This window comes from Streptomyces sp. SirexAA-E (genome assembly GCF_000177195.2).
In the GTDB taxonomy this organism is placed as follows: domain Bacteria; phylum Actinomycetota; class Actinomycetes; order Streptomycetales; family Streptomycetaceae; genus Streptomyces; species Streptomyces flavovirens.
In genome coordinates this window covers 6,363,083-6,375,593 of record NC_015953.1, presented here as the reverse complement: position 1 = coordinate 6,375,593, position 12,511 = coordinate 6,363,083, and the positions used below count along the sequence as shown (strand labels likewise).

The window sequence follows — 12,511 nt, the reverse complement described above, 5'->3', positions numbered from 1 at the left end:
CATCAAGATATCTCGTGGCCGTCCCCCTCTCCACAGGGGCCCGTACTCATCTCGGCCGGACCGGGGCGCCGGGCTCGCTCGTCGCCGCGCGGGGTCAGAGCGCCGGTGCCGGGGGCCGGTGCTCGTACCAGCGCCGGTCGGCCTCCAGCTGCGCGGCGAGGGAGACGAGCCGGGCCTCGCTGCGGGAGGGGCCCAGGAGCTGGGCCCCGACCGGCAGTCCGTCGCGGGTGAATCCCGCCGGGACGTTGACACCGGGCCAGCCCAGTACGTTCCAGGGCCAGGCGTACGGGCAGGCGGCGGTCATCGCGAGGTCGGTGCGCCAGGCGCTCAGGTCGTCGTGGGCCCCGATGCGGGGCGGCGGGGCCGCGGTGGTCGGGGTGAGCAGCACGTCGTACCCGCCGCCGGACCGGGCCGGGCCCTGGTCGAAGAAGGCGCCGATCCGACGGTGCTGGCGTACCTCCCGGGCGCGGGCAGCCCGCACGATCCGGCCGCCGAGCCGGGTCCCGGTGCGCAGGGCGCTGCGGGTGCGCGGGTCCAGCAGGCCGGGTTCGGGGTGCGCCGCGGCCAGTTCGGCGATGCCCGCGGTGGCGCGGGGGACGAAGGCGAGGCCGATCAGCCCGTAGCGGGGACGGGCCTCCTCCACGTGGTGGCCGAGGCGGGCCAGGGCCTCGGCGAGCGCGGTGACGGCACGCGCCACCTCGGGGTGCGGTGCGGTACGGGTGAGGGTGAGCGGTGGCCGCAGGGCGAGGCCGATCCGCAGCCTCCCGGGGTCGCGGCGCGCGGCGGCGAGGGCGTCGACGGCGGGCGGGCGGTGCGGATCGTCGGGGTGGGGCCCGGCCGCGGCGTCCAGCAGCAGGGCGGCGTCGGCGACCGTACGGGCGAGGGGGCCGTTGACGGTGAGGCCCTGGAAGGCGTCGCTGTAGGGGTGGACGGAGATCCGGCCGCGCTGCGGTTTGATGCCGACGAGGTGGGTCCAGGCGGCGGGAATGCGGATGGACCCCGCCCCGTCGGATCCGAGGGCGGCGGGCACCAGTCCGGCGGCGACGGCCGCCGCGGAGCCGCCGGACGAACCGCCGGGCGTGTGGGCGGTGTTCCAGGGGTTGCGGGTGGCGCCGAAGGCGGGCCCCTCGGTGAAGGCCCACTGGCCCAGCTCGCAGGAGTTGGTCTTGCCGACGACGACGGCGCCGGCGGCCCGGAGCCTGCGGACCGCCTCGCTGTCGGCGGTGGCGGGCGGCAGGGTGCCGTCGCAGCCGAAGTAGGTGGGCATTCCGGCGACGTCGGTGTCGTCCTTGACGGCGACCGGCACCCCGAGCAGCGGCAGCCGCTCCCCCGCGGCGAGCCGCCGGTCGGCCTCGGCCGCCTCGGCGAGCGCGGCGTCGGCCCGTAGGTGCCGGAAGGCGTTGAGTCCGTCGCGGTCGGCTTCGCTGCGGCTCAGGGCGGCGCCGACGAGGGCCGACGAGGTGGTGGTGCCGTCGGCCAGCAGCCGCGCGCTGTCCGCGAGTCCGGGCGGGGCGGCCGGGGAGTCCGGCCGCCCGGGGCCGCGCGTTCGGGTCCGCCGGGTGTGCTCTGCTGCTGAGGACATCGCTGCCGCCTCCTCGCGACCGCCGGGACCACCGGCCTGCCGGGGCCGCCCCGGGACCGCCCCGACGGATCTACTGGAGGGTAACGAGGCGTGCCGGCCCGCTCAAGCACGCCCCGCGCTTCCGCGCGGCCGGATCACGGCCGCGGTCTCGGGGACCGGATGCCCTACGGCCGGACATGGATCTCGCCGATGCCGGTGCCGAGGCCCGCGCAGTGGGCGGTCGACTGGCCGGACTGCCCCGGGTTCAGCGTGACGTGCTCACCGTCCACGTCCGGCGACCAGCCGCAGACCAGGTGGACCCAGAACGTCTGTGTCGTGGAGCCGTTGTTCCGGCAGAGCGCGTATCCGGTGTAGTCGTCGACGGCGTGCTTGCCCGTGTCGCAGGCGAGGCCCGGCGGGGTCGCGGCGGCGGGGGTCACGGCGAGCACGGTGGTCATCGGTACGGCGAGGGCCAGCGCCAGGCCCACGAGACCTGCGCCGCGTCGGTGGGTGCGGGCGGCTTTCCCCCACAACAGCTTCTTCATGTCTCCCCTTCGGTTCATGCGGCCGTGCGGTCCTTCGGCCGGGCGGCCGTGGATCCCTCGGCCACGCGGCTCCCGGCTCTTCGACCGGTGGTGTCCGGGGCGAATCTCCCCACGTTCCGTAGCCGAAAACAGCGCCGAGCCTCACCCTCCGTACTCCCGTCCCGCCGGGCACGCGCCCTGGGCCGGGCGTACGCTCGACGCAGGGAATCACCGCTCGGCAAGGCTCTGAGCAGGACTTTTCCGATATCCGGAGGAGGCATCGTGGCCGGACAGCGCATCGCCGCCCGTGCCGCCGCCTGTGCGGCGGTGACCGTGCTCACCGTCACCGCCGGCGCGGCGGCCCGCGCGGACGACTTCGCGTCGCTCCCGGCGCAGCAGATCGCCGACCGCTCCCGTGACGCCCTGCTGGGCGTGCGGTCCCTGCACCTGAGGGCCCAGGGCGATCTCGGCAAGGGCCGGGAGGCGATGACCGTGGACCTCTCGCTGGACCGGGACGGGAACTGCGCGGGCAGCGTGGATCTCGGCGGCGACAAGGGCGCGGTGCGGATCGTCAAGCGGGGCGACGCGGTCTGGGTGAGGCCGGACGCCGACTTCTGGAAGAACCAGGTCCCGGTCGGCGGCACGACCTTCGACTCGGTCCTCGCCGGGCGCTATCTGAAGGGCGAGGCCTCCGACTCCCGGCTGCGCCCGGTGGTGGACGTCTGCGATCTGGACACCTTCCGCGAACTGGTCTCCGCCAACGCCGACCGGGCGGGCGGGACACTGACCAAGGGCACGGTGACGACCGTCGGCGGCGTACGCACCGTCCCGGTCACCAGGGACGCCCGCGGGCAGCGGGTGACGGCGTACGTGGACACCCACGGCGCGCACCACCCGGTACGGCTCACCGTGCGGGGCGACGGGGCCGACGCGGCCGTGGACTTCTCCGGCTTCGACGAGCCGGTGCCCACGGCCACCCCGGCCGCCGACGACACGGTGGACGTCAGCGCCCTGCTCGGCCGGACACCGGCGCCCTCCTGACCGGCCGGCTCAGCAGCGCGTACAGCACTAGCGAGGAGCCCAGTCCGACGGCCCAGCCGTAGTCCGCCAGGGGCCTGAGGAAGGGCAGCAGTCCGTCCGCCGGGAAGGGGCCCTTGCCCGGTGCCGAGTGCGAGCCGCCGACCGCCAGGACACCGCCGACGACGAAGGCGGCCACGGCCCGCCAGTTCCAGCCGCCGGCGTACCAGTAGCGGCCGCCCGGCCGGTACAGGTCGGGCAGGTCCAGGACGGTGCGCCGGACGATCCAGTAGTCGGCGATCAGGATGCCCGCGACCGTACCGAGCAGCCCGCCCACCAGGCCGAGCCAGGTGAAGATGTACAGCTCGGGTGTCTCGGTGAGCTTCCACGGCATGATCAGCACCCCGACGACGCCGGTGACCAGCGCACCGGTGCGGAAGCTGATGAAGCGGGGGGCCAGGTTGGCCAGGTCGTACGCCGGGGAGACGACGTTCGCCGCGATGTTCACGGAGATCGTCGCGATCAGCACGGTGATCAGGCCGAAGAGCAGGCCGAAGACGTTGTCCGTCCGGGCGACGAGCTGGACGGGGTCCCAGATCGCCTCGCCGTACACCGCCTGCGATCCGGAGGTGACGAAGACGGAGAGCAGGGCGAAGAAGGTCATCGTGGTCGGGAGTCCGAGCGACTGGCCCCACACCTGGGCGCGTTGGCCCGCTCCGAAGCGGGTGAAGTCGGGGATGTTCAGCGAGAGCGTGGCCCAGAACGCGATCATGCCCATCAGGGACGGGAAGAAGACCGGCCAGAAGTCGGCGCCCCAGCCCAGCGCGGACGGCTGGTCCAGCAGCGGCCCGAACCCGCCCGCCTTGGCGGCCATCCAGACCAGCAGCACCACGGCGCCGACGAGGACGAACGGCGCCGCCCAGTTCTCGAAGCGCCGCAGGGTGTCCATCCCCCGGTGGATGATGGCGAGTTCGAGGGCCCAGAAGAGCGCGAAGCAGAGCCAGAGCGTCCAGGGCTGCCCGCCGATCTCACCGGCCCGCGCCCAGCCGCCGAAGATCTTGCCGAGCAGGGTGAAGATCCCGACGCCGCCGATCCAGGTCTGGATCCCGAACCAGGCGCAGGCGACTCCGGCCCGGATCAGGGCCGGCAGGTTGGCGCCGCGCAGCCCGAAGGAGGCGCGGGCCAGGACGGGGAACGGAATGCCGTACTTGGGCCCGGCGTGCCCGGTGAGCAGCATCGGGGCGAGCACGACGAGATTGGCCAGCGCGATCGTCAGGACGGCCTGCTTCCAGTCCATGCCGAGCGCGACGAGGCCGGAGGCCAGCAGCCAGGACGGGATGTTGTGCGCCATCCCGATCCAGAGGGCCGCGAAGTTGTAGGTCGTCCAGCGGCGGCGCTCCAGGGGCACGGGCAGCAGGTCGTCGTTGACGAAGCGGCTGTCGTCGGGGACGGCTCCGGGGGCGAGCTCGACTCCGCCGGACGGGTCGGAGGGGTGCCCCGCGGGGCCGGGCCCGATGGGCCGGTCGTCGGGGCCGGTCGGTGGGACGGGTGGGACGGTGGCGGTCATGGCGGCTGGACCCTTCGCTCGGGAGCGGTGCCGTGCGGGGCGCTGGTGGGTGCTGTGCAGCCGGGTGGGCGGACGGGCGGTGGGGCCGGGGTCAGGTGGACAGGGCGGGGATCACGGTGGATCCGTAGGCGTCGATGGTCCTCTCGCGTGCGTCGTGCATGGCGTAGAGGGCGAACTGGTCGACGCCCAGGTCGCGCAGGGCCCGCAGCTTCTCGACGTGCGCATCGGCGGGGCCGAGCAGGCAGAACCGGTCGACGATCTCGTCGGGGACGAAGGCGGTGTCGGGGTTCTGGGTGCGGCCGTGGTGGCTGTAGTCGTAGCCGGACCGGCCGGCGATGTACGCCGTGAGCGCCTCGGGCACGAGGCCCGAGTGCTCGCCGTACCGGGAGACGAGGTCGGCGACGTGGTTGCCGACCATGCCGCCGAACCAGCGGCACTGTTCGCGGGCGTGTTCCAGGTCGTCGCCCACGTAGGCCGGGGCGGCGACGCAGATGGTGACGGAGTCCGGGTCGCGTCCGGCCTCCGCCGCCGCGTCCCGTACGGCCTTGACCATCCATTCGGTGAGGAACGGGTCGGCGAGCTGGAGGATGAAGCCGTCGGCCTTCCGCCCTGCCAGGGCGAGGGCCTTGGGGCCGTAGGCCGCCATCCAGACGGGAAGTCTGCCCTCCTTCACCCAGGGGATCTGGACCCGCTGTCCGTCGACGGTGGCCTCGCGCCCCTCGGCGAGGTCGCGGATGACGTCGATGGCCTCGCCCAGCCGGGCCAGGGTGTGGGGCGTGCGGCCGGCCACCCGCATCGCCGAGTCGCCGCGTCCGATGCCGCAGACGGTGCGGTTGCCGTACATGTCGTTGAGGGTGGCGAAGGTGGAGGCGGTGACCTCCCAGGTGCGGGTGCCTGGGTTGGTGACCATCGGACCGACGATCAGCCGGTCGGTGTGCTCCAGGATGCGGCTGTAAACGACGAAGGGCTCCTGCCAGAGCACCGCCGAATCGAAGGTCCAGCCGTAGCGGAAGCCGTTCCGCTCGGCGCGGCGCATGAGGCCGACCACGGCCGATGCGGGCGGGTCGGTCTGGAGGACGAGTCCAAAATCCATGACGTGCTCCTGGTCCGGATGCTGACAGGTGGCGCGCGGGTCGTGGATTGCGGGAGGAGCGGGGCCGGTGCTGTGCCGCCCTCCCCCGGGTGCCGGTCTTCAGGTGCCCGGGGCACGCGGGTCGGGGCTCTGCGGGCGCGTCCCCTGCCGTGCTTGCGGGAGATCCTTCCACACCGGGCCGTGCCCGACCCCGTACGACCACGCCTTCGGGGCGAGTCGCGAGGGGGACAATCCTGGACCGCTTCCGGGGCCTTGGGAAGAGGCCCCGCCCCGGCTGCCCGCCGGGGCGTGCCGGTCTTCCGGTGACCGGGACGGCACGGCCCGGTTCGCGGTACGGTGCCGGGCGCGGGGATCCGGAGGCCGGACGCCCTGGTCCGGGCGGGCTCATGGGCGAGGACCGGTCACACGGTGTGGGGCGGCCGGGACCTCGTGGATCCCACGGGGCGTCCTGCGGCACACGCGGTGGCGCCCGCCCCACCGGGCACGGCCGGATCGCGCCCTATCCGCCCTGACGGTCTGTCCGGACCCTTACGGATATGGGGGAAACCGAGTACACACCGCCCAGCCCCGACGACGACTCCGTCCGCCTCGACCACGCCTTCCACGCGCTCCTCGAAGGCGCCACCGCCCCGCGTCCGCCGTCACCGCCCGACTGCCCGTTCTGCGAGCTGCCGCAGGACCGGTACCCCACGGGGTACGCGGGACACTGGGTCCTCCTCGAACCCCGCGTACGCGTCCCGGCGCACACCGTGCCCCCGCGACGGCGGTGGATCATCACTCCGGACGGCGTCGCGACGAACCTGTGGGACGCCGAACCGCTCCCCGGCACCGTCTGCCGCATCCCGCACCGCGCCGTCTGCCCCCGTCTGCTGCCCGAGGACCACTGGCCGTGGATGACCGCCCTGCGGGACCACAACGACCTGCGGACGCGGCGCCTGTTCGACCTCCCCGAGGAGGGCCTGCCGGACGCGGGGTAGCGCCGCCGCGGTCGGGTCACACGAGCTTCCGGCGGCCGGTCTCCCCTCTGAGGGTGCCCACGTTGACCGGCTGGAGGACGACGGTGATCGCGCCGGCCGAGAAGTGCTGCACCGGGCCGCCGGTGTTCCGCCCGTGGAAGCTGTGCGGCAGCGCCTGCCCGTCGGTCGGGTCCGTGCCCGCCGTATACATGTCGACGATGCCCTCGTAGCCCTGGCGGGCCCTCGCGTCGTTGCCGTCCGCGGCCTGTTCCACGGTGATGCGGTCGTCGCCGTCCACGGCGACCACGGCCGCCACGTGGTAGGGCCACCCGCTGGTGTTGGCGGGCCGCTCGTAGTCCTCGTCCCACGCGGTCTCCACGATCGCGAACGCCTGGCCGGGGTCCGGCCGCTCCTCGCCGTCCGCCTGCGGGCCCCCGGGCCTGGTGGCCGCGTAGGCCCGGGCGGCCTCCGCGTTCTCCCGATCACCCAGACCGAACCGGCCCGCGTCCAGGGCGAGTTCGCTGGCGTCCTGGCCCAGGGCCAGCCGCCGCTGGTGCATGATCTCCTCGGCGGTGTGGGCGCAGTCCGCGAGGAAGCTCGTCAACGGCTCGTACTCCGCGTACGCGCGCCCCCCGATCTCCCCGCTCTGCCCGGTGGGCTTGCAGTACCGGGGCGGCGGGGCGTCCCGCGCGACCCAGAGGACGGTGGCGTCCGCCCCGGAGACGACGGTCATCAGGTAGAGGCCGTTCGCCGAGACGCGCACGGGACCCAGCTCCGCGGTGGTCACCTCGGTGAAGCGCTGGAGGACCGTCGTGCCGGTGCCGCGCGCCGTGGTGTCGGCGTCCCGCCGCACGGGGGCGCCCTGCCCGGGTGTCCGCCTCATCACCCGGACCGCGTTGGCCTCGGCCTCGCGTTCGAAGCGGTCGCCGGGGTCGGAGACGCTCAGCCCCGACCCGTTGTCCGTACCGGCCACCGGGCCCTGGCGCTGCTGGACGACGTGCGTCAGCTCATGGGCGAGGGTGTGCTTGTCGCCGCCGCCGTCGCCGATGACGACATGGCTGCCCGAGGTGTAGGCGCGGGCCCCCACCTCGGCGGCGGAGTCGCGGGCCGCGGAGCCGGTGTGCAGGCGGACGTCGGAGAAGTCGGCGCCGAGACGGGACTCCATCTCCTGGCGCAGCGGTCCGTCCAGCGGCCTGCCCGGCGCGCGCAGCACGTCGTGCACGGCGGAGCGCTGGACGGGCGTCGCCGCGGGCGGCTGGTGGCCGCGGCCTTCGCCGTGCCGGCGCCGGTCCCGCTGGAGCATACGGACGACGGCCGCGTTGCCGACGGTGCGCTGCAGGTCGACAAGCCCGTCGGTCCCCCGCCCGCGCGGGGCCTCCGCCGGGCGCCCGGCCGGGGGCTTGGTGGCACGCGGCTGCGGCTGCTCTTCGCTCTTCGTCGGCTCGTGCGCGTGCATGGGCGTCCGCTCGTTGGGCTGACAGTTCCTGTGCTCTCCCTGCATACCGGGTGCGGCGGTCACGGGTAAGGGGCGTACCGGACACGACGTGGTGCCCGTGCGGGCAGCGCGTCCGCCGGGCGGGTCCGTGTCCGTCGCCTCAAGGGCCATTCCGGCCGGGGACCACCCGGCAGGCCCTCAGCGCACCGCCTCCTCGGGCTCCGGTGACCCGGTCACGCCGGTCTCCGGCAGCATGTGGTGCCGGCCGATGGGGAGCATCAGGGGCTTGCCGGACACCGGGTCCTCGATGATGCGGCTCTCCAGGCCGAAGACCGCCTCGACGGTCTTCTCGGTCAGCACCTCGGCCGGCGTCCCGGCGGCGTGGATGCGTCCCGCGGCGAGGGCGATGAGGTGGTCGGCGTACCGGGCGGCGAGGTTGAGGTCGTGCAGGACCATCACGACGGTCGTCCCGCGCGTCCGGTTCAGGTCGGTCAGCAGGTCGAGGACCTCGATCTGATGGCTGGCGTCGAGGAAGGTGGTGGGCTCGTCGAGCAGCAGCAGATCGGTCTGCTGCGCCAGCGCCATGGCGATCCAGACCCGCTGGCGCTGTCCGCCGGACAGCTCGTCCACGGCGCGGTCGGCGAGCTCCGCCGTCCCTGTGGTCTCCAGGGCGGACGCCACGGCGGCGTCGTCCTTCTCGCTCCACCGGGTGAAGACGCCCTGGTGGGGGTGGCGCCCGCGACCGACCAGGTCCAGCACGGTGATGCCCTCGGGCGCGATCGGTGACTGCGGCAACAGCCCCAGCGTGCGGGCGAGTTCCTTGGCGGGCATGCGGTGGACCTGCTTGCCGTCCAGGAGTACCCGGCCCTCGCGCGGCGCGAGCAGCCGGGACATCGAGCGCAGCAGCGTCGACTTCCCGCAGGCGTTGGCCCCGACGATGACCGTGACCTCGCCGGGCGGGACGGCCAGGTCGAGGGATTCGACGACGACGCGGTCGCCGTAGCCGAGCGTGAGCTCCTCGGCCGTGAGGGAGTGGGACGTGGTCAAATCGAGCCTCCAGCCCGATGGGTACGGACAATCAGGTAGACGAGGTAGGGCGCGCCGAGCACACCCGTGACGACTCCGACCGGGTAGCGGGTGTCGAAGGCGAACTGGCCGGTGAAGTCGGCGGCGAGCACCAGGAGGGCACCGACCAGTCCGGCGGGCACCAGCAGGGAGCCGCCCGCGCCGACCAGCCGGGCCGCGATCGGGCCGGAGAGGAACGCGACGAACGCGATGGGACCGGCGGCGGCCGTCGCGAACGCGATCAGGCCGACGGCGGCGACGATGACCGTGATCCGGGTGCGTTCGACGCGTACGCCGAGGGCGGAGGCGGTGTCGTCCCCCAGCTGCATCGTGGAGAGGTTCCGCGCCTGGGACAGCAGGACGGGGGCGAGCACGGCGAGGGCGGCCAGGGCGGGTACGGCCTGGTCCCAGCTCGTTCCGTTGAGACTGCCGGTCAGCCAGCGCATGGCCTCCTGGAGGTCCCACTCGGCGGCCCGGGACAGGACGTAGGAGGTGACGCTGTCGAGCATCGCGGCGATCCCGATGCCGATGAGGATGAGGCGGGTTCCGACGACGCCGTCCCGGAACGCGAGGGCGTACACCAGCAGGGCGACGACGAGGGCCGCGATGATCGCGAGGACGGACACCTGGACCTCGTCGAGCGAGAGGGTGACGATCGCGATGGCCGCGGCGGCGCTCGCCCCCGAGCTGATGCCGATGATGTCGGGGCTGGCGAGCGGGTTGCGGAGCATGGTCTGGAAGGTGACGCCGGCCATGCCGAAGCTGGATCCGGCGACCACCGCGAGCACCGCGCGCGGCAGGCGCAGCCGTCCGACGGTGAACGAGGCACCGGGGACCTGTTCGCCGAGGATCACGCGGACCACGTCGCGGGGCGGGTAGAAGGTCTGTCCGGCCATCAGGGTCACGGCGAAACCCGCGACGACGAGTACCGCCAGGACGACGACGACGAGGCGCCGGTGGCGGGCGTTGCGGACCCGCCCGCGGGTGACGCCGTGGAGGACGGACGGCCGGGTGACGGCGGGGGCGCTCACAGGGCACGTACTTTCTGGCGGCGGACGGTGTAGATGAAGAACGGGGCGCCGATCAGCGCCGTCACGATGCCGACGTCGACCTCCGAGGGCCGGGCCACGACGCGTCCGACGACGTCGGCGGCGGTCAGCAGCACGGCGCCGGTGACCGCGGAGAACGGCAGCAGCCAGCGGTGGTCGACGCCCGCCATCAGGCGGCACGCGTGCGGGACGACGAGTCCGACGAAGGCGATCGGCCCGGCGGCCGCCGTGGCCGCTCCGCACAGCACGACCGCGCCGACGGTGGCCGTGGCCCGGGCGACGGCCACCCGTTCGCCGAGTCCGGCGGCGAGTTCGTCGCCCAGGGCGAGCGAGTTCAGCGCCCGGGCCGACAGCAGGCACACGACGAATCCGAAGCCGAGGAAGGGCAGGACGTGCCCGATGCGCTCGTAGGAGGCACCGCCGACACCGCCGATCTGCCAGAGCCGGAAGGCTCCCGAGATGTCGTTGCGGGGCAGGACGACGGCGGTCACCAGGGAGGCGAACGCCGCGGAGGTGGCGGCGCCGGCGAGGGCGAGCTTGAGGGGGTTGGCGCCGCCTCGGCCCAGGGAGCCGACGGTGTAGACGAAGACGGCCGAGAGGGCCGCCCCGGCCATGGCGACCCAGACGTACCCGGTCGGGGAGGTGAGGCCGAAGAACGCGACCGCCGAGACGACGGCGAGCGACGCGCCCATGTTGACGCCGAGGATCCCCGGGTCGGCCAGCGGGTTGCGGGTCACGCCCTGCATGACGCCGCCGGAGAGGCCGAGGGCCGCGCCGACGACCACGGCGAGCAGGGTGCGCGGGATCCGCTTGGTGACCGCCGCCTCCTCCAGCGAGCCGTCCGAGCCGCCGAGCGCGCTGAAGACGTCGGACCAGGCGACCGTGCGGGAGCCGATGGCCACGGAGGCCACCATGACGGCCGCGAGCACGACGAGGGTGAACAGGAGCCACAGAATCCGGACACGCGCCGGACGCCGCACCACGGCGGCGTCCGGCAGGGGTCGGGTGCCGACCGTCGTCACTTGACCTTGTCCGCGGCCTTGGCGAGCGCTGCCACGTAGTCCTCCAGCACCCAGGAGATCGACAGCGGCGTGGGGTTGGCCGCCGTGGCCAACGGGGCGCTGCCGGGCAGGAGGTAGACCGAGCCGCGTTCCACGGCGGGGATCTTCGACAGCAGCGGGTCCTTCCTCAGGGTCGTGAGCAGCTCGCCCTTGTCGTCGCCGTAGCCGGTGATGATGTCCACGTCGTCGAACGCGTCGATCTGCTCCGCGCTCTTGGTCAGCGCGAACTGCTTGGTGTTCTTGGACGCCTCGGCGATGCTGCCCGGGATCTTCAGGCCGAGGTCCTCGAAGAACAGCGTGCGGGTGTCGTGCGCGGTGTAGAAGCCGACCTCGCTCACGTCGTTGGGGTCGACGTGGGTCATGAACATCGCCGACTTCCCCTTGAGCTGGGGGTACTTGGCGACGGTCTCGGCGATGTCGCCCTCGACCTCGTCGATCAGCTTCTCACCCTCGTCGGCGAGGCCGATGGCCTTGCTGTTCATCTGGATGATCTCGCGCCAGGGCGTGGCCCACGCCGCCTCCGGGTACGCCACCACGGGAGCGATGTCGCTGAGCGTCCGGTAGTCCTGCTCGGTCAGACCGGAGTACGAGGCGAGGATGACGTCCGGCTCGGTGTCGGCGACGGCCTCGAAGTCGATGCCGTCGGTCTCGTCGAAGAGGACCGGGGTGTCGGCGTGCAGCTCGGTCAGCTTCTCCTCGACCCAGGGCAGGATGCCGTCGTCGTCGTCATCGCCGAAGTTCGCCGCGGCCATGCCCACCGGGACGACGCCGAGGGCGAGCGGCACCTCGTGGTTGGCCCAGTTCACCGTGGCCACGCGCTTCGGCTTCGACGGGATCGTGGTCGTGCCGAGGGCGTGCTTGATCGTGACCGGGAAGGAGGCGCTGGATCCGGCTGCGGCGGCGCTCTCCTCCTTCTCGGTGTCGGACTCCCCGCCGCAGGCCGTGAGGCCCAGCAGCAGGGCCGCCGCGACGGCGACGGCACGAAGGCGACTGGAACGCATGGGTCGGTACTCCACTTCCGGAGGGTGAGGGTGCCGGACCTCGCACGTATGGGTCGCGGATGCGGTCGTGGAGCGGTGCACCGTACTCGTGCAAGCGGACTTAGGTAAGGCTTGCCTTTGAACCTTATGAAAGTCAGATGATTGTCGCAATCACTCTTTTGCGACACGCGCTGTAGCGATCG

Annotated in this window: 11 protein-coding genes; 2 read left to right on the top strand and 9 right to left on the bottom strand. The window is 73.3% G+C overall.

Annotated elements, in window-relative coordinates; all coding sequences use genetic code 11:
• Window positions 1–94: 94 nt before the first annotated feature.
• Together SACTE_RS27895 and SACTE_RS27890 are read right to left on the bottom strand one after the other, a co-directional pair.
• Window positions 95–1,582 carry an amidase gene (locus SACTE_RS27895; protein WP_014049359.1) on the bottom strand — a complete coding sequence of 496 codons (1,488 nt, stop codon included), beginning with the start codon at window positions 1,580–1,582 and terminating at the stop codon, window positions 95–97.
• Window positions 1,583–1,746: 164 nt separating this feature from the next.
• A complete protein-coding gene (locus SACTE_RS27890; RefSeq protein ID WP_014049358.1) occupies window positions 1,747–2,106 on the bottom strand; it encodes a hypothetical protein in 360 nt (119 codons plus the stop codon).
• A 261-nt stretch (window positions 2,107–2,367) separates the two neighbouring features.
• On the opposite strand from SACTE_RS27890, the gene SACTE_RS27885 reads away from it, so the two are divergent.
• On the top strand, window positions 2,368–3,126 hold the full coding sequence (locus SACTE_RS27885) for a hypothetical protein (RefSeq protein WP_014049357.1): 759 nt from the start codon (window positions 2,368–2,370) through the stop codon (window positions 3,124–3,126).
• Here the strand turns inward: SACTE_RS27885 and SACTE_RS27880 are convergent.
• Window positions 3,089–4,669, bottom strand: coding sequence for an NCS1 family nucleobase:cation symporter-1 (locus SACTE_RS27880; RefSeq protein ID WP_014049356.1), 1,581 nt, complete (start codon window positions 4,667–4,669; stop codon window positions 3,089–3,091). The two genes, SACTE_RS27885 and SACTE_RS27880, sit on opposite strands and share 38 nt — an antisense overlap.
• Window positions 4,670–4,760: 91 nt before the next feature.
• On the bottom strand, window positions 4,761–5,762 hold the full coding sequence (locus SACTE_RS27875) for a TIGR03842 family LLM class F420-dependent oxidoreductase (RefSeq protein WP_014049355.1): 1,002 nt from the start codon (window positions 5,760–5,762) through the stop codon (window positions 4,761–4,763).
• A 536-nt stretch (window positions 5,763–6,298) separates the two neighbouring features.
• Here SACTE_RS27875 and SACTE_RS27870 point away from each other — a divergent pair.
• Window positions 6,299–6,739: a DUF6083 domain-containing protein gene (locus tag SACTE_RS27870; protein ID WP_014049354.1), complete on the top strand. Its 441-nt coding sequence runs from the start codon at window positions 6,299–6,301 to the stop codon at window positions 6,737–6,739.
• 16 nt (window positions 6,740–6,755) lie between these two features.
• Here the strand turns inward: SACTE_RS27870 and SACTE_RS27865 are convergent, their stop codons facing one another.
• From SACTE_RS27865 to SACTE_RS27845, 5 genes are all read right to left on the bottom strand, one after another.
• Window positions 6,756–8,174, bottom strand: coding sequence for a DUF4157 domain-containing protein (locus SACTE_RS27865; protein ID WP_014049353.1), 1,419 nt, complete (start codon window positions 8,172–8,174; stop codon window positions 6,756–6,758).
• Window positions 8,175–8,351: 177 nt separating this feature from the next.
• Entirely contained in the window at window positions 8,352–9,200 is an 849-nt protein-coding gene (locus tag SACTE_RS27860) for an ABC transporter ATP-binding protein (RefSeq protein ID WP_014049352.1), read from the bottom strand.
• The gene (locus SACTE_RS27855; protein WP_014049351.1) at window positions 9,197–10,249 is read right to left on the bottom strand and encodes an iron ABC transporter permease; all 1,053 of its coding nucleotides are present in this window, start codon (window positions 10,247–10,249) and stop codon (window positions 9,197–9,199) included. Before SACTE_RS27855 ends, SACTE_RS27860 begins: the two co-directional genes overlap by 4 nt.
• Entirely contained in the window at window positions 10,246–11,289 is a 1,044-nt protein-coding gene (locus SACTE_RS27850) for an iron ABC transporter permease (RefSeq protein WP_014049350.1), read from the bottom strand. The genes SACTE_RS27855 and SACTE_RS27850 overlap by 4 nt, the downstream gene beginning before the upstream one ends.
• Window positions 11,286–12,329 carry an iron-siderophore ABC transporter substrate-binding protein gene (locus SACTE_RS27845; protein WP_014049349.1) on the bottom strand — a complete coding sequence of 348 codons (1,044 nt, stop codon included), beginning with the start codon at window positions 12,327–12,329 and terminating at the stop codon, window positions 11,286–11,288. Before SACTE_RS27845 ends, SACTE_RS27850 begins: the two co-directional genes overlap by 4 nt.
• Window positions 12,330–12,511 lie beyond the last annotated feature (182 nt).